Origin of the sequence: Nocardia sp. NPDC049220, assembly GCF_040647855.1 — a bacterium.
In the GTDB taxonomy this organism is placed as follows: Bacteria; Actinomycetota; Actinomycetes; order Mycobacteriales; family Mycobacteriaceae; genus Nocardia.
In genome coordinates this window covers 67,006-84,498 of the sequence record NZ_JBEZDA010000005.1, presented here as the reverse complement: position 1 = coordinate 84,498, position 17,493 = coordinate 67,006, and the positions used below count along the sequence as shown (strand labels likewise).

Sequence of the window (17,493 nt, the reverse complement as noted above, 5' to 3'; positions counted from 1 at the left end):
GTGCGGGCCAACGCTAGGTCATCGTGCTGTCGAGCTCCGCCGCCAGGACTCGAACCTGAACTATCTGAACCAAAATCAGAGGTGCTGCCATTACACCACGGCGGATTGCCACATCGGCGGTTCGGGAATCTCCGCCGCTGTGCCCACGGCACGGGAAAGATCCTCGCACGCCGACGTCCCATCCGTCGAACTGATCCGTTGATCTACCTTCCCGCGTCTCCGGTCGGATGCGAGGAGGCGTGCGCTCGGTCCGGCGTCGCGGGCGTGATGATTTCGAGCGTACCCGGCGAGTTGCCCATGTTCGTGCGAGATCAGCTGGTTTGTTGGAGGAGGGCCCCTGGTTCGTCGCGCACCCGATCGGCCGGGGGAGCATAGGGCCGATCGGGTGTGCCGCCGACAAGTCTGGAAAGGTTGACGCCGGTGATGGTGACGTCCTGGGCGAGGAGGCGGAGCGGTGTCTTCAGGTGAGCATCGGGTTTCCCGGCCACGGATGACGGGTACCCAACGGCGCCAACAATTGATCGAGATCGGTCGCGCGCTGTTCGCTGAACGCGGATACGATGCGACCTCGATCGAGGAGATCGCGCAACGTGCCCAGGTCTCGAAACCTGTGGTGTACGAACACTTCGGCGGCAAAGAGGGGCTGTACGCGGTCGTCGTCGATCGCGAGATGTCGATGCTGCTCGACATGATCACGTCGTCGCTCACCCAGAATCGGTCCCGGATTCGGCTGGAGCAGGTCGCGCTCGCCTTGTTGACCTACATCGAAGAACGGACCGACGGGTTTCGAATTCTGGTACGCGATCAGCCCGCCGCCGCCGCCGAAGGGCGATATTCCAGCCTGCTCAACGAGGCGACCAACCAGGTAGCGCACATCCTGGCAGGCGATTTCGAACGCCGCGGTTTCGACACCAGCCTGTCCACCCTGTACGCGCAGGCATTGGTCGGCCAGGTCGCCACCGCCGCAACCTGGTGGCTCGACGAGCGCACACCGTCGAAAGAAGTTGTCGCGGCGCATCTGGTGAACCTCTGCTGGAACGGCCTGAGTCATCTGGAGGCGCACCCACGGCTCAGTTCGGAATGGCGCGCGGGCGCCGGAGCGTGACACCCGAATGTTAGCCAGAAAATTGCGCGACTGGCTTGATCGAATCCTCGAATTCGCTGCCAAGCGCGCGCCTGGTGGTACGGTTCACCCATCCTCTGGATGCTGTTCGGGCGGTAAGTCGGTCTACTTCGGGATGTCGGTCTACTTCAGGATGGCTGGTTTTGGGATGACAGGCGGATCTGATGGCTAGGCAAGCGCGCGCGGAGATCACCCGCGATTCCGTCCTTGCGGGCGCTGCCGATGTCTTTCTGCGCTTGGGATATGCGAACGCGAGCCTGAGCGAGATCATCGCGCAGTCCAACGTGACCAAGGGCGCCTTGTACTTTCACTTCGGCTCGAAGGAAGAGCTGGCACGCGCCGTAGTCGACCAGGGCAACGAACGACTGGTCAGCTCGTGTCAAGGATTCTTCGATCCCCGAGTGCCCGCGCTGGAAGCGTGCATCGGCATCACCTACGTGGTCGCCGACCTATCGATGAACGACCCGATGGTCGGCGCCATGCTCAAGCTGACCCACCAAATCGGCGACTACCGCGGCGGGCAAGGCGACAACATCACCAAGACCTGGGGCGACACCTACCGTCTACTGTCCGAACGGGCCATCGCCCAGGGCGACCTGGAACCCGACCTCGACGCCGAAGTCATCGGCCTGTTGCTGCAAGAAGTGACCGCGGGCGTGCACATCACCGCAGTCGGCACCGAGACGATCGACCAGATGGCGACCAGGATGGAACGCGCCTGGTACTTCCTGCTGCCCTCGCTCGTCCCTGCCGAGAAGCTGTCGTATTTCCGGGAGTTCGCGGCACGACGGCTGCGCAGGTACGTGCCGTAATATGTGGCTCTGTTCGATTGGCAGCGCCTGCGGCGCTGCGTGTTCGCGGCCCGCTTGTGAGCCGGCCGCGAACGGTGCTCGTAAGACAGAGATTATGGGTGGAGCCCCGCGGTAGTCGTCCTGGCTCTTCGTAAGACTGACCTTGGTGTCTTGTGCGAGATCTGTCGGTCGGCCTGCCGCGGGGCTCTCGTGCACGTACCGGACGCGGTGGGTTGGTAGTGCGGCGAGCGGACATTTGGGTTCGGTGGGGTTGGGGCGAGTTCGGGCCGCGAACGTGCGTGTAGGACTTGCACTGGGCGCACGAGGCGGCGATCCGCGACGTGCCGGCGGGTCGCTTCATCGACAGGGACAAGCTGAAATACATCGACTTCGCCGCAGTCGACTTCGCGGTGACGAGGACAGCCGATCATTCCGCGCTCGCCGCGGGGACAGTCGATCGTCGCGGCGAGCGCTGACAGCGCGGCCGACACCGCGCGCGGTGCGCCGGGTCGATCTGATTCGCATCCGCGCGGACCTCGACGGGTTAGGAGTGTGGGGAGCGGGTGTTGGGGGCGAGTTCGGTGTTCGGGCTCGGCGGGGTAGGGGGCGAGTTGGGCGCCGCGCGATACTTGTCAGGCAGCGATTGCGGGTGGGAGTCCTCTGGTAGTCGTCGTGGCTCTGCGTAGGACCGACCTCGGTGGCTTATGCGAGTCGGACGGTCGGCTGCGGGGCTCGCAGCCAGCGGGTCGGGTGCGGTGTTTCGGGTCGGGTGGGTGCTTCACGTTCGGTGGTTGTCAGGTGTGTGGTCGGCGGGGAGGGGTGCGGTGATGTGTCGTTCGGACGTGGGGTCGGCCTGTGGGGGTGTTTCGGTGCTTGTGTGCGATGCAGTCGGGTAGGTGCTGCACCGGGGCGTTTTGTGCCCTCTTCGTAGGGGTTGTTCGGCGTGTCGGAGGCTCTGACTAGACTCGGTTGGCCGCTCGAAACGCCCGCCTGCGCTCAGGAGTTGTCGATGTCCACCCACCGCCCGCCGTTGGCGGGACTGGCCGCCGCGGCCGGTGCCGATATCTCGCTACGGACCGTCGCGGAGCTGATCGGCACGTCGTCGGTCGAGTTGGTCGCGCCGTCCGCGGTGCGGCCGTTCGTGGCGGCGGCCGTCGCGGCCGCGCGGCCGCTGGTGGTGGTGACCGCGACCGGGCGGGAGGCCGATGACCTGACCGTCGAGTTGGAGGAGATGCTCGGGTCGGCCGTCGCGCAGTTCCCGTCCTGGGAGACGCTGCCGCATGAGCGGCTCTCGCCCGGCGCCGACACGGTGGGCCGCAGGCTCGAGGTGCTGCGCCGGATCGCGCACCCCGAGGATCCGAACTTTCCCGAGCCGCTGCGCGTGGTGGTGACCACCGTGCGGTCGCTCATGCAGCCGATGGCGGGCGGGCTCGGCGACATCGAACCGATCGTGCTGCGCGTCGGCATCGAACTGGACTTCGACGAATTGCTCCTGCGCCTGGTCGAATTCGCCTACACCCGGGTCGACATGGTCGGCAAGCGTGGCGAGTTCGCGGTGCGCGGCGGCATCCTGGACGTCTTCCCGCCCACTGCCGATCACCCGGTGCGCGTGGAATTCTGGGGCGACGAGATCACCGAGCTGCGTCCGTTCGCCGTCGCCGACCAGCGCTCGTTGCCGGACGTCGTAGTGGCGGGGGTCGTCGCGTCGCCGTGTCGGGAACTGCTGCTCACCGCCGCCGTGCGCGAGCGCGCCGCCGAGGTCGCCGTCGACAACGCGGCCGACGCGGCGTTGGTCGAAATGCTGGAAAAGCTCGCACAGGGCATTCCGGTCGACGGTATGGAGGCGTTGCTGCCGGTCCTGCGGCCAGGGCAGCTGCGGCTGCTCACCGAGGTGCTGCCCGAGGGAACCCATGTGCTGCTGTGCGATCCGGAGAAGATCCGCACCCGTGCGGCCGATCTGGTGCGCACCGGCGAGGAGTTCCTCGAGGCATCCTGGACGGCGGCCTCGTTCGGCGGCGCCGCGCCGCTCGGCGGGCACGGGCTCGACCTGGCCGCCTCGGCCTACCGTCCACTGCCCGAGGTCCACGCCAGCGCCGATCGGCAGGGCCTGCCCTGGTGGACGTTGAGCCCGCTGACCTCCGGCGATCCGGCCGAGGTGGTGCTCCCGGTGCTGGCCGGCCCCGCTGCGCGCGGTTCCGACGAGCTGGTGGCGACCCTGTTCGCGTCACTGCGCGCGCATGTCACCACCGGCGGTAGAGCTGTCGTGGTCGTCGCAGGGCACGGTACGGCGCAACGCATTCTGGAACGCTTGGCCGATGCCGAGGTGCCCGCGACGACGCTGGCGTCGGGCGCCGAGCCGAGCACGGGCGTCGTCGGTGTGCTGTGCGGCTCGTTGCACGACGGTCTGATATTCGACGACGCGGGTCTGGTCGTTGTCGCCGAATCCGACCTCACCGGCAACCGGGTCACCGCGCCCACCGAGGGCAAGCGGATGCCGGCCAAACGCCGCAACCAAGTGGACCCCTTGGCGCTCAACGCGGGCGACATGGTGGTGCACGATCAGCACGGCATCGGCAGATTCGTCGAGATGATCGAGCGCACCGTCGGTGGTGCGCGCCGCGAATACCTGGTGATCGAATACGCGCCGGGCAAGCGCGGCCAGCCGGGCGACCGGCTGTTCGTGCCGATGGAGTCGCTCGACCAGCTCTCCCGCTATGTCGGCGGTGAGATGCCGAGCCTGTCCAAACTCGGTGGCTCGGACTGGGCCAATACCAAACGCAAGGCGCGCAAGGCCGTGCGGGAGATCGCCGGCGAACTGGTGCAACTGTATGCCGCCCGCCAGGCCGCGCCGGGCCACGCGTTCGGGCCGGACACGCCGTGGCAGCAGGAAATGGAGGACGCGTTCGCGTTCACCGAGACCGTCGATCAGATGACCGCCATCGCCGAGGTGAAGGCGGACATGGAGAAACCGGTCCCGATGGACCGCGTGGTCTGCGGCGATGTCGGCTACGGCAAGACCGAGATCGCCGTGCGCGCCGCGTTCAAGGCGGTGCAGGACGGCAAACAGGTTGTCGTGCTCGTGCCGACAACCTTGCTCGCGCAACAGCATCTGCAGACCTTCGCCGAGCGCGTCTCGGGCTTCCCGATCACCGTGAAGGGGTTGTCGCGCTTCACCGATCCCGCCGAGTCCCGCGCCGTGCTGGAAGGTATGTCCGATGGTGGCGTCGACATCGTGGTCGGTACGCACCGGCTGCTGCAGACCGGCGTGCGCTGGAAGGATCTCGGCCTCGTGGTGGTCGACGAGGAGCAGAGGTTCGGCGTCGAACACAAGGAACACATCAAGGCGCTGCGCACCCACGTCGATGTACTCACCATGTCGGCGACGCCGATTCCGCGCACCCTGGAGATGAGCCTGGCAGGGATCCGCGAGATGTCGACCATCCTCACCCCGCCGGAGGAGCGCCATCCGGTGTTGACCTATGTCGGCTCCTACAACGACAAGCAGGTCACCGCCGCCATCCGCCGCGAGCTGCTGCGGGACGGTCAGGTGTTCTACGTGCACAACCGGGTGTCGTCGATCGACAAAGCGGCCAAGCGGATTCGCGATCTCGTGCCGGAGGCACGGGTCGCCGTCGCGCACGGCCAGATGAACGAGGACGCGCTGGAGTCCACCGTGCAGGGCTTCTGGCAGCGCGAGTTCGACGTCCTGGTCTGCACCACGATCATCGAGACCGGACTCGACATCTCCAACGCGAATACGCTGCTCGTGGAACGCGCCGACGCGCTGGGCCTATCGCAACTGCACCAGCTGCGCGGCCGGGTCGGGCGCAGCCGGGAGCGCGGCTACGCCTACTTCTTGTACCCGCCGGAAAAACCGCTCACCGAGACCGCCTACGACCGGCTGGCCACCATTTCCCAGAATTCCGACTTGGGCGCCGGTATGGCGGTCGCCATGAAGGACTTGGAGATCCGTGGTGCGGGCAACGTGCTCGGCGCCGAACAGTCGGGCCACGTCGCGGGCGTCGGCTTCGATCTCTATGTCCGTCTGGTGGGTGAGGCGGTCGAGGCATATCGCGCGGCCGCTGACGGTAAGCCGATCACCACCGAGGAGATCAAAGAGGTGCGCATCGACCTGCCCGTCGACGCGCACATCCCGCCCGACTACATCGCCAGCGACCGTCTCCGCCTGGAGGCCTACCGGAAACTGGCTGCTGCCCAAGATGATTCGGCGCTCGCGCTGGTCGTAGAAGAGCTGGTCGACCGGTACGGTCCGTTGCCGGTCGAGGTCGGCCGCTTGGTCTCGGTAGCCAAGTTGCGGCTTGTCGCCCGCGGATACGAGGTCACCGAAATCGCGCTCACCGGAACGACATTGAAGATTTCGCCGCTGCACCTGCCCGATTCCAAGCAGATGCGTCTCAAGCGGCTCCACCCGAGTGCGGGATACCGCGCCGCGTCCGGTGTCGTGCAGCTTCCACTGCCGCGCGTGCAGGACAGTGTCGGCGCCGACCGGGTCCGCGACGTGGTGCTGCTCCAGTTCGTCGCCGATCTGCTGCTCGCCCTGGACGGAAAGGCCCAGGGCGCGGTCGATCTCACCGTGGCCACCGAGATGTCGGTCCGATGAGTGGGACCGATCGCGAGAAATCGGTTCTGCGGGCCGAGCGAAACCTCATGGCGGGGCGGGCATCGTCCCACCGAGCTGGTCATCTCGAGCCGGCTGACCACTCGGCTGCGCAGTCCGACGCAGCGGCGGTGGCGGCAGGACTCTCCGGTGCCGTCGAGGTCATGGACCGCCTATGGAATTTCGGCGGTTGGGAGGTAACCCAAACACATGACTCCCTGCGCCCGTATCTGCTCGAGGAAACTTACGAACTGCTCGACGCCATCCATGACGAGGACGCCGAGAGCATCAAAGAGGAGCTCGGGGACCTGCTGTTGCAGGTCCTCTTCCATTCCCGAATCGCCGAGGCCGCAGGCAAGTTCACCGTCGATGAGGTAGCCGCCGCACTAGTCGCCAAACTGGTCAATCGCAGCCCGCACTTACGTGCCGCCGGCGTCGCCTCCGACGCCACGGCCGAAGAAAAGATCGCTGCCCAGGAGCGCGCCTGGGAGGAAAGCAAAACCGCCGAGAAGTCCCGCCGCTCCTGCCTGGACGGCATTGCCATGGCCCAACCCGCCCTGGCCCTAGCCGAAAAGATCATCGCCCGAAGCATCAAAGCCGGTCTCCCACCTGACCTGATCCCAGAAGCGTTGCGCGTCGTCCACCTCGGAGGTCCCGACAGTGCCGAGGAACGACTCCGCAAAGCCACCCTGACTTTCGCCACCGTGATCCGCGCGGCTGAGGATGCCGCCGAATACGTTCGCGGCGAACGACTTCCGCTGGACGCCGAGGACTGGCGACGTCACTGGCCGGTCTGATCGAACGGTGATGTCCCGTTGCGATGAGCAGTGCAATCGGACCCTCCGTTATCGGTGACAGTTCAGGCTGTCCGCGATCCGACGCTAGCTGCGCGAATGCGAGTCCACTCGGACACATGATGCAACACGGCTCCTGCCTGTCGTCCGGTAACCGGGCAGCGACGGTGAATCGGCGGGTCCGCCATGTTCGCTGGACTGCTGTCGATCTTGCTGCCGAACCACAGCGAGGTGAATTCGCCTCCGCCTCAGCGTAGGTGGATTCCGGTCGGGCAATGGAGGGTGGGGCTGCCCCGATCGGATGTGGGTCGCCGACCTCGAAATCCGAATCGGCGGAATCCTTGCCCTACGGAAGTCGTTGCATCTACGAACAATAGGCGCCGACTCATACGAAAGATGCATGGACACAGATTCATTCGGATGTGGATGTGACTTGCGGTTCGCGGGCAGGTCGCGTGGGAATGACAGATTTCTTTTGATAGGAAAGGGTATTTCTTTTGATAGGAAAAGTTTATCGACGTCGAGCAAGCGGACATGCGTAAGTATTCGGATGAGATACCGATAATCGGCGGGATGCCGTCATAGGCAACAGGCATCGCAAACGAATTCGAAATGGACACGCGGTGTCCCGTCGCCCCGCTGGAACGGTCATCGGCGCCCGTAGCCTTCGGTGTGTAACTTAGTCGTGCTAACGTCTGTCGCCGTAGGTCGTGGTGGTGAGTTGTCTGTGAGGAACGCGTAATAATGTTTGACCAGTGCATCGAATCGGATAGTTTTGGCGTGGTGTCCGATGCCGCCATTGCCTGTGGCGCTCTCTTCGGGACCAGGCAGTGGCACGAATTTATGATCCGCACGACCGCAGACGATATTCTCGACCATTGCTTATTCAGCTTCGAGAACACCGTCGGAGAAACGTCCTTCGTTCCGCTATATCTCCTGTCCGGATCAGTTTATTGGCGTATGGGCGAAGTTGCGGCAAATATGACGGAAAATGTTTTACGCTATCCGGTGGCGGTACTGTCGAGCCTCTATTCATTTTCCAATCCGTTGAATAGTTGCAGTAGCTCCGAGGGTGTTCTCCAAGTACTCGATCGGGCTCTCGACGCTGCCGAAGGTTGGTCCGCTGAGGCTTTGCTGGTCACGAATCTGGAGTTCGGCCCGGCGTTATCCGTGCTGCGGGACAAGCGGCCTCCCGACTCTGAGATCCGACTCGATGCGACCTGCCGGGCGCGTTTGCCGAAATCGCTCGACGATTACATCGGTACCTTGAGTAAATCGGGGCGGTCCGATATGCGGCGGCGTCATCGCAGGGCAAGCGAAGCGGGAGTAAAATTTGTCCAGCGATGGGGTTCCGACGCTATCGATTACCTTCCGCAATTCTTGGCGCTCACCGAACAGGTCGCTTCGAACCACGACAACCCACCGGTCTACGACCTCGCAACGTTGGAGGCCGCCACTACGGTGCCGGGCATGGTCTTGCTCACGGCCGAAGCGGACGGTCGGATTCTGGCCGGATCGATAACCTTCATTCATCAGGACAGCTGCGTGGTGTGGAGCGCGGGAGTTCACTATCCCGCTTTGAACACTCATCACCCGTATGTGTTTCTCTTCGCAGAGACCGTCGAACTGGCCATTGCGCTCGGATGTCGGTGGGTCGATTACGGCAGAAGAACCTACGAATTCAAAAGACGGCACGGATTGTATTTCACCGACCTACATACTTTCGTCTACCATACGTCGAAAACCGATGCCGGCTTGGGCTCCCGAATGCGACAGATGGACGAAAGTATGTCCGCCTACATGGGGTTCTGATGTCAAGTGGCAGTGGCCGTCTCGCCGGATTGCTTGTGGTCGCTTGTCTGCAGAACGCCGCATATACCGCCCTCGTCCCATTCGTGCCCTTCTTGTCCGACGAATTCCGAATGGGTCCTGTTGCTATCGGGCTCGTGTTCGGATGCTTCATCTTCGCGAAGGCGATGGTGCAACCCTTGGGTGGGTGGTTGTCGGATCGGTATACCGCCAGGCATGTCGCCATCATCGGATTGTTGGTCACTGCGCTCGGCTCGCTCGGCGTTGGCCTGGCGGACTCGGGATGGGTGCTGATCGGTTTCCGCATCCTGTGGGGAATAGGCGAAGGATTGTCGATGCCGGCGCTGTACCGGCTGGTCGGTCTGCTTGGAAAGGATCGGCCCGGGGGAGAACCCCGCGCTATGGGTTTGTTCGGATTCGCGGCGATGTCGGGCACGGCTTTCGGACCGGTCGCGATTGCGCTGTTTCCGAAATTCATGACCTTCCATCGCGTCCTCTTTCTGGGCAGTCTGATTATTGTGGCAAGCGCTGGCGCACTCGCGGTCTCCGTCCGAGCGGCAGGTACCCGCAAGGCGGTCGAACGCGACCAGCAGAAGACACGGCGAGGTAATCGGGGTCGAGCTTCGATTGCGGGCGGCGTCACCGGCGTGGTGCTGGGGTTGGGCGTACTGGACATGCTCGGCAACATCGTTTTTTCGGGTCTGGAGCCAATGTTTCCACTCTACGTGCACGATGTTTTGAAAGCTGATACCCGTCACTTGTCCGCGATATTGTCGATCGCCCTGGTTTGTTTCGCGGTTGTCGCTGCGGTTACCGGGCGCATAACGCGTCGTGACCAACCTTTGGCAATGTTCGGGGGTGTGCTGGTGATCCGGTCGGCAGTTCTGATCTCGATTCCTTTCATCTCTTCGCTCTGGTTGTTTTCGGGTGCCTTTATTTGTACGATGATCACCCTGGCGATGGCGTACGTAATGATTCGCACAATGCTTTCGACTGTTGAAACAGATAATCCTGGGATGGCATTCGGCTGGTTCGGCTTCATCTCGGATATCGGTCTCGGCGTTGGACCACTCGTATCGCCGTTGTTGGTGCGCCCTTTCGGCGGCTGGGGCTTCGCGGTTCTGGCCCTAACTACAGTGCCGGCACTGATCATCGTCAAATCCATCACGCGGCACGCGTCGAAGACCATGCCTGGACTCGAAGAAGATCGCCACTGCCCTGATACGCGATCCCCTTGTGGGGTGGAATGAGGAGCCGGAAAGGTTTACAGCAGTCCGGTGCGTTCTCGTCGGCTGTCGTATTCCGGTCGCGCTATTCGAACGAGATCGAAGTTCTCGGTGTGTGCTGCGGAGCCTTCGACGACGAATAACACCGCCGCGCGGACAGCGCATGAGGTGGCCGATCTTGCGTGCTACGTCGGCGCGGGTGCTGTCGTGTTCGGCTGTCCTGTCGAATTTCTCTGGGGGACGCCGGTTGCCGCCAGAGGTGTCTCGAATACGGTGAGTACGCGGACCAGGCGCACCTGACCGGCGGCTTGCGTCGGCGCTGCGGCAACGTATGCCGCAAGCCGGGATGACCAAGGAGCGCCTGATCGGCCTCCGGCGGACGGGCCCACGGATTGTCCTCGATCCGCTCGACCGCCTCGTCGAACCAATGCGGAGTCTGCTCAGCCGCGCGTCCGTGCCCGCACCGACCGGTTAGCAGTGCGAATCCCTCGGCTCCGCATCGGATATTGCCGGCGATCCCGCCGTCCGGCCCGAAGCCCTACGCGTCGTCCATCTCGGCGGCCCCGACAGCGCCGAGGAACGAGTCCGCAAAGCGAGCCTCGCTTTCGCTGCCGCCATCCGTGCGGCTGAGGATGCCGCCGAATCCGTCCGCGGCGAAGGCCTTCCACTTGACACCGGCGACTGGCGAAGTCACTGGCCGACCTGACTCAACGGTACTGCCGGGTCACTGATAAGTGCTGGTGACGACGCTTCGGCGAACTGTTGAGCCGAGTGGTGAAAGCTTGCGCCCAACCGCAACTCTTCTGCGTTCACAGACAAATGGCGCCCGCATGGCGCTCCTATCATCACTGGTGCCAGCAGCGAAGCGAAGGACAGCACGACGCCGAGTCGCGCAGTCTGCTCGACTTCGGCTGCCGACGACGATGAGGAGTATTGATGCGAAGGATGGTGCTACGCCACAACGAGTCCAGGAAGGCTCAGGTCTGGTCCGGCGGGAACATCGTCCCCGCGCGCTATCGCCCTGTTGTCGCGGCGAGTGCCGCGGATGTGGGAATGGGATGCGAATCAAACTCTGCTGGTGACAGCCGAACACGTATCGTGACCCAGCCACTGTCCGATGTGCGTGATGCCCTGCGGGGCCGTAGCGCAAGACGACGGGTGTTCGCCTCGTCACGAGGTGAGGGTTTTCCGGAAGGCGACGGCAAGCGAGTTCGCCAGCGGGTCGTCGATCGCCGACTCGGGTACGCGGGCGGGCGTGGGCAGTACACACGTAACACGTTGTACAGCAATGTGGTCAACGTTGGTATGCACGAAATATATACGTACGCAGTCGCATTCGTGGGTGCATGAGGCGGCGCTACACATCGGTGTCACGAGGGATAGGTTTCTTCCGAGGAGGAAACAGTATTTGACGTAGAACGCGGCGATGAGCTGGCCGAAAACGAGATCGACGACCGGTGGCGATCATCGACGCGATTCGAGCCGCAAACATAGCCAAGGGGTATCACAAACAAATTCGAAACGAACACGAGGTTTCCGCTCGGCGGCGGGAAACCCCTGGAACTACAAGCGGTCCGGACGTTTCGCCGTGCGGTACTTAGCCGCAATTCTATTGCGGGAGGGTTTACCAACAGATAATCCTGGAGTAGCGTTCGGGTGGTTCGGCCTCATTTCGGACATCGGTCTGGGCGTAGGTCCGCTCATATCGCCGGTATTAGTTCACGCTTTCGGCGGCTGGGGATTCGCTGTCCTGCCGATGACTACGGTGCCTGCACTAATTGTCTTCCGGTACATCACGCGGAAGGAATGGACGAACAGGCCCAAATCCGACGACGATCGCCGCGGACTGGAACCGCAAATTCGCTGTGAAGTGAGGTGACGAGTCGCTCAATAACTCGTGCGATGAGTCTGCCCAGCTGCGGTGATATCGTGCCGGACCGCTCGACGACCCGGCGTCGATACCACCGCGGCGGTGCGCATGATGGGGCAGAAGGACTCGGCGAGATCGCGCAGGCTGGGCGGTGCGTCGATCCGCAAAGCGGGTCGGGAGCGGGTACGCCCGATGGTCGAACTGGAACCCCTAGGGCCGCAATAGACATGCGTGAAGTGCCGCGAGATCGAGATCGACTCGAACAGGAGTGTGGTCCGCGCCGCGCGGGCGGTGGACCGGAGTCGAGCACCGCCAGGGTATGTCGCGGGTATCACGCCGACCGCAGATTGTGCATGATACATACGATGTGTACCGTGCATACGTGACTGTTGCTGTGGACATGCCTTCGGCTGTTTCTGATTCCGGTGATCGGCGTCGTCCTGTGCCGGGTTTGTTGATCGCGACGCTGGGCATGGTCGGCGTGGTGGTCTCGTTGATGCAGACACTGGTTATTCCGATCATTCCGTCGTTGCCGGCTTTGTTGAGTACCTCGGCGTCGAATGCTTCGTGGGTGGTGACCGCGACGTTGTTGGCTGGTGCGGTAGCGACGCCGATCAGTGGTCGTTTGGGTGACACGCTGGGTAAGCGTCGGGTCTTGTTTGCGAATCTAATTTTGTTGATTGCTGGTTCGGTGGTGTGTGCGTCGTTTTCGGCGCTGGTGCCGGAGATCGTGGGTCGTTCGTTGCAGGGTGCTGCGGTGGGTGCGATTCCGTTGGGGATCAGCATCATGCGCGATGAGTTGCCTGCCGAGCGTGTGGGGTCGGCGATGGCGATTATGAGTGCGACGTTGGGTGTGGGTGGTGCGATCGGTCTTCCGGTGGCGGCGGCGATCGCGCAGAACGCGGATTGGCATGTGTTGTTCTGGACTTCTGCCGGGTTGGGTGTTCTCTGCGCCGTGGCGGTTTTCCTGTTGGTGCCCGAATCGCCGGTGCGCACACCGGCGCGGTTCGATTTCGGCGGTGCGGCCGGTCTTTCGATCGCGTTGCTCGCGCTGCTGATCGCAATCAGTAAGGGTGCGGACTGGGGCTGGGCGAGCGCGTCGATCCTGACGCTGTTCGCGGTCGCGGTGGTGGTCTTCCTCGGCTGGGGCTTTTTCGAGCTGCGACAGCGTTCGCCATTGGTCGATCTGCGGGTGTCGGCGCGGCCCCGGGTGTTGTTCACCAATGTCGCGTCCGTCGCGGTCGGGTTCTCGTTGTACGGCATGTCGCTGACGTTTCCGCAGTTGCTGATGGCGCCGGAGCGGACCGGATACGGTTTCGGTTTGTCGATGGTCGAGGCCGGGTTGGCGCTCGCGCCAACCGGTTTGGTGATGATGCTGTTGTCTCCGGTGTCGGCGCGGTTGTCGGCGGCGCGTGGGCCGAAGGTCACCCTGATGCTTGGTTCGGCCGTGATCGCGGTGGGTTATCTGTGCGCGGTGGTGCTGATGAACAGCGTGTGGGAGATCATGCTCGCGGCGGTGATCGTGGCAGGTGGTGTCGGTTTGGCGTATGCGGCGATGCCCGCGTTGATCATGGGTGCGGTGCCGATCACCGAAACCGCCGCGGCCAATGGCTTGAACTCGTTGATGCGCTCGATCGGCACCTCGACCTCGGCGGCGGTGATGAGCGTGGTTCTGGCACACATGACGATCTCGTTCGGTTCGCACCTGTTACCGTCCCGGGACGGCTTCCACACGACCTTTTTCATCGCGATGGCGGCGGCTGTGGTAGCAAGCGTGCTGACAACCTGTATCCCGATGGGTAAGGCGGCCCCGCGCGTGGTACCCGAATCCGATCCGGTGCTCGTCGGCGCGTTCGGACAGCGCGCCTCGGTCGAGCCCGCCGATCACCATGTCGCTGCTGCCGTGCAGGTGTCCACGCCACCGGCCGACTCCGCCGGAGCCGGCCACCGCGGTGGGCCCCTGAGCGGCCGTATCCACCGCGAAGACGGCTGCCCGGTGCCGGCTGCCGCATTGACTTTGATCGATCAACGAGGACACCAAGTCGCGCGTGCCACCGTGACGTCCAACGGCGGCTACGCCATCGACACACCTCGACCCGGCAACTATGTGTTGATCGTGTCCGCACCCGGACACCAACCCACCGCGATCAACGTCGCCGTCGGTGCGCAACCGCAACAGTTGGACGTCGCCCTGCCCGGTTCCGGTGAACTCTCGGGCACGGTCCGCACGACCGGCCGCCACGAACCACTGGCGGGCGCGACCATCACATTGACCGACTCACACGGCGAGGTCGTTGCCGCAACCACCACAACCGCCGACGGCAGCTATCTCTGCCACGGTGTGGTCTCGGGTACCTACACCCTCGTCGCTGTCGCCGAACGCACCCATCCCTCTGCCACCACCCTGGTGGTCCCGCACAGCGGGTTGCTGCGCCACGACATCGGATTGACGCCCGTGGCCGTACTCACCGGGTCGGCGTCGGCCGATGGTGGCCGAACGTTGTCGGATATCCAGATCACTGTGTTCGACGCGACCGGTGACTTGACTGCCACGGCGCGCACCGACGAACACGGCCGCTATGTCGTGCCCGATCTGTTCGAAGGTGAGTACACGGTGGTAGCCCGCGGCTACCCACCGGTGACCAGCCAAGTCATGGTGACCGGTGGAGAGATCAGCCACGATCTGCAGCTCGGCTATGGGTCCGAGGACCGCTCATGACCGGGCTGACCGCCCGCATTCGCACCACCGAGGGGTGGCCGGTGCCGAACGCGGTGTTGATCGTGACAGATATGAGCGGGCGCCAGATCGCCCGTGCGGTCTCCGACGAGACCGGTGCGGTGGATACCGAGCCGTTGCCTCCCGGCGTGCACACCGCGGTTCTCACCGCGGTCGGGTGTCAGCCGGTAGCCCGGACCGTCCAGATCTCCTCGGCGGGAACGGGTCTTCTCGGCGAGAACGCGTTGGCGCCGGAGGCGGGTGCGGTCGCACTGCCGCCGGCGGGACCGTGGACGATCGATCCGATGCACTCGACGGTGATCGCCACCGCCCGCCATCTGGGTATCGCGAGCATCAAGGCCCGCTTCTCCGAGTTGAGTGGGCGGCTCGATATCGCCGAGCCGTTCGATCTGACGTCTGGGTACGCCGAAATCGAAGCGGCCAGTATCGATACCGGTATCCCGATGCGCGACAACCACCTGCGCTCGTCCGATTTCCTGGAAGTCGACAGTTATCCGACCATCACCTTCACCAGCAGCGGACTGCGTCGGACCGGTGGTGGTACCTGGGTGATGCCCGGTGAACTGACCCTGCACGGGCAGTGTCGCCCGGTGGAACTCGATGTGACCTACGGTGGCTTCGGAGCGGACCCGTGGGGCGGCGTGCGGGCCGCTTTCCATGCCGAAACAGTGTTGCACCGCAATGATTTCGCGATCGACTACCACGCGGTGGTCCGCGCGGGAGTGGCCGCTGTCGGCACCACGATCAAGCTCGAATTGGACATCGAACTGGTTCAAGGGGAACAACTTCCAGCGATGTAGGTGTGCGGAGCCGAGTCGGCGTCGCGCGGTCGACAGCGGGGAAGCGGCGACGATTTCGAGTGCGGGCAGCTCTGGCGATGTTGGCTGCGTCAGGCATGGGTGCGCGAGAAGCGACCACGGCCATGCTGGGCGGGTCTTCCGAACTCGATGTCCGCAGTCCGTCGAGCGGAAGACCCGTCCTGCAATCGCTGAATCCGAAGGCGGTCAGACGTTCACGCCATAGTCGCGGGCTATGCCCCCGAGACCTGACGCATACCCCTGGCCGATGGCGCGGAACTTCCATTCGTTGTTGTGGCGGTACAGTTCCCCGAAGATCATCGCCGTTTCGCTGGAGGCGTCTTCGGTGAGGTCGTAGCGGGCTAGTTCGATGCCGGTATTGGCATCGACGACGCGGATGAACGCGTTGCGGATCTGGCCGAACGACTGACTGCGGGCGTCCGCGTCGTGGATGGACACCGGGAAGAAGATGTTGGTGATCGTCGGCGGCGTTGCCGCGAGGTCGACGTTGATCACCTCGTCGTCGCCTTCGCCCGCTCCGGTGAGGTTGTCGCCGGTGTGCTCGATCGAGCCCTCGGGTGAGCGCAGGTTGTTGTAGAAGATGAAGTGCTGGTCGGAAAGCACCTTCAGATTCGACCCGCAGGCGAGCGCGCTCGCATCGAGGTCGTAATCGGCGCCGGTGGTGGTGCGCACATCCCACCCGAGACCCACCGAGACCTTGGTGAGATTCGCTGCCTGTTTCGACAGCGAAACATTGCCGCCTTTGGCCAAAGTGACGCTCATGATCCCCTTCCGCGCGGCACGGCCGGTGCCGCCTCTCTGGTGTTGATACCGGGAACAGTTGTGCCGGTTCAGTTCTGGTTGTTAACCCAGGATTGCAGCGTGCTCACACGCTCTTTCAGCGCGCGCAGTTCGCTCTCGTCGTCGAGGACGGTGCGCTGGATGCCTTGGTCGACGGCGAAGGCCGACTGGCGGTGGTCGTCGATCACGTCGACGTCGATGCGGACCGCCACGTAATCGGGGGCGTCCGGCATCTCGTCGGCGACGACGTGCGCGGTGCCGCGTGCGCACATCGCCACGTTCCCGCCACCGAGGATCAGCAGTGCGACATCGGGCCGCTCGCGCAGCCGGACCAGTGAACCGCGGTCGAACTTCAGACTCAGCAGGATCTGTCGATCGCCCGCACGCACCGGCCAGGACACCGGGATCGCGTGTGGTGCGGGATCAGTCGTGACCAGCACTCCGATCGTCTCCAAAGGCCATTCTGGAAGCACGTCCAGTTCGGGATGATCGGTCGAGTGGTCTTGACGTTGCGCGGGGCTCGCTCCGGCTGCCATCTTCGTCACCTCATAGATCGCCGCGCGCGGCGGGCTGTGCCGCGCTTGCTAGCAGTCTAAGGCGCTGCGTCTCTTGTCTGCTGGCGCTGCGCCCTTTGTCCGGACTGCTCGTGCGGCGGCCTCCGCTGTTCCCATCTCGGTTCCGAACACAATGACGATGCGCAGCGGCTCTGCCTTCGAGTGACTATGGTGAGGCTATCCTAATTGGATGCCAAGAAGCTGTGCTAGGCTCGGTCGACTGATGGGCGTGGCCTCGGCGAGCGCGGCTGTTCCGATTGACGGAATGCCACCTGCGTTGCATCATTCGTAATGGTGCTCGGTGTTATCCGGGACATCGCTCTTTGTCGGCCGATGACTGTCCGGCTTCGCGTATTGCTGCTCTCGTCTTCTT

At 63.8% G+C, this 17,493-nt stretch carries 11 protein-coding genes, 1 tRNA gene and 1 pseudogene; 9 read left to right on the top strand and 4 right to left on the bottom strand.

Features of this window, described 5'->3' with window-relative positions; translation table 11 throughout:
- Positions 1-34: 34 nt before the first annotated feature.
- Positions 35-105, bottom strand: a tRNA-Gln gene (locus AB0C34_RS15835).
- A 385-nt stretch (positions 106-490) separates the two neighbouring features.
- Between AB0C34_RS15835 and AB0C34_RS15830 the strand changes: the two genes are divergently transcribed.
- The 7 genes and pseudogenes from AB0C34_RS15830 to AB0C34_RS15800 all read left to right on the top strand — a co-directional run bounded on the left by AB0C34_RS15830 (position 491) and on the right by AB0C34_RS15800 (position 10,385).
- On the top strand, positions 491-1,105 hold the full coding sequence (locus AB0C34_RS15830) for a TetR/AcrR family transcriptional regulator (RefSeq protein WP_357073003.1): 615 nt from the start codon (positions 491-493) through the stop codon (positions 1,103-1,105).
- 182 nt (positions 1,106-1,287) lie between these two features.
- On the top strand, positions 1,288-1,935 hold the full coding sequence (locus AB0C34_RS15825) for a TetR/AcrR family transcriptional regulator (RefSeq protein WP_357072446.1): 648 nt from the start codon (positions 1,288-1,290) through the stop codon (positions 1,933-1,935).
- A 302-nt stretch (positions 1,936-2,237) separates the two neighbouring features.
- Positions 2,238-2,376: pseudogene (locus AB0C34_RS15820) on the top strand (LLM class flavin-dependent oxidoreductase); the annotation flags it as partial.
- Between the two features lie 547 nt (positions 2,377-2,923).
- Positions 2,924-6,535: a transcription-repair coupling factor gene (mfd, locus tag AB0C34_RS15815; RefSeq protein ID WP_357072443.1), complete on the top strand. Its 3,612-nt coding sequence runs from the start codon at positions 2,924-2,926 to the stop codon at positions 6,533-6,535.
- A 161-nt stretch (positions 6,536-6,696) separates the two neighbouring features.
- On the top strand, positions 6,697-7,329 hold the full coding sequence (locus AB0C34_RS15810) for a MazG family protein (RefSeq protein ID WP_357073000.1): 633 nt from the start codon (positions 6,697-6,699) through the stop codon (positions 7,327-7,329).
- Between the two features lie 741 nt (positions 7,330-8,070).
- A complete protein-coding gene (locus AB0C34_RS15805) occupies positions 8,071-9,138 on the top strand; it encodes a GNAT family N-acetyltransferase (RefSeq protein ID WP_357072440.1) in 1,068 nt (355 codons plus the stop codon).
- A complete protein-coding gene (locus AB0C34_RS15800) occupies positions 9,138-10,385 on the top strand; it encodes an MFS transporter (RefSeq protein WP_357072437.1) in 1,248 nt (415 codons plus the stop codon). Before AB0C34_RS15805 ends, AB0C34_RS15800 begins: the two co-directional genes overlap by 1 nt.
- Positions 10,386-10,899: 514 nt before the next feature.
- Here AB0C34_RS15800 and AB0C34_RS15795 read toward each other — a convergent pair.
- Complete coding sequence (locus tag AB0C34_RS15795) at positions 10,900-11,055, bottom strand: hypothetical protein (protein WP_357072434.1); 156 nt, start codon at positions 11,053-11,055, stop codon at positions 10,900-10,902.
- Between the two features lie 1,558 nt (positions 11,056-12,613).
- Between AB0C34_RS15795 and AB0C34_RS15790 the strand changes: the two genes are divergently transcribed.
- Together AB0C34_RS15790 and AB0C34_RS15785 are read left to right on the top strand one after the other, a co-directional pair.
- Positions 12,614-14,950 (top strand): MFS transporter, encoded by a 2,337-nt coding sequence (locus tag AB0C34_RS15790; RefSeq protein ID WP_357072431.1) that lies wholly within the window; start codon positions 12,614-12,616, stop codon positions 14,948-14,950.
- On the top strand, positions 14,947-15,768 hold the full coding sequence (locus tag AB0C34_RS15785) for a YceI family protein (protein ID WP_357072428.1): 822 nt from the start codon (positions 14,947-14,949) through the stop codon (positions 15,766-15,768). Before AB0C34_RS15790 ends, AB0C34_RS15785 begins: the two co-directional genes overlap by 4 nt.
- A 204-nt stretch (positions 15,769-15,972) precedes the next feature.
- On the opposite strand, the gene AB0C34_RS15780 is transcribed toward AB0C34_RS15785, so the two are convergent.
- Positions 15,973-16,548, bottom strand: coding sequence for a TerD family protein (locus AB0C34_RS15780; RefSeq protein ID WP_357072425.1), 576 nt, complete (start codon positions 16,546-16,548; stop codon positions 15,973-15,975).
- 68 nt (positions 16,549-16,616) lie between these two features.
- Positions 16,617-17,102, bottom strand: coding sequence for a hypothetical protein (locus tag AB0C34_RS15775; protein WP_357072422.1), 486 nt, complete (start codon positions 17,100-17,102; stop codon positions 16,617-16,619).
- Positions 17,103-17,493 lie beyond the last annotated feature (391 nt).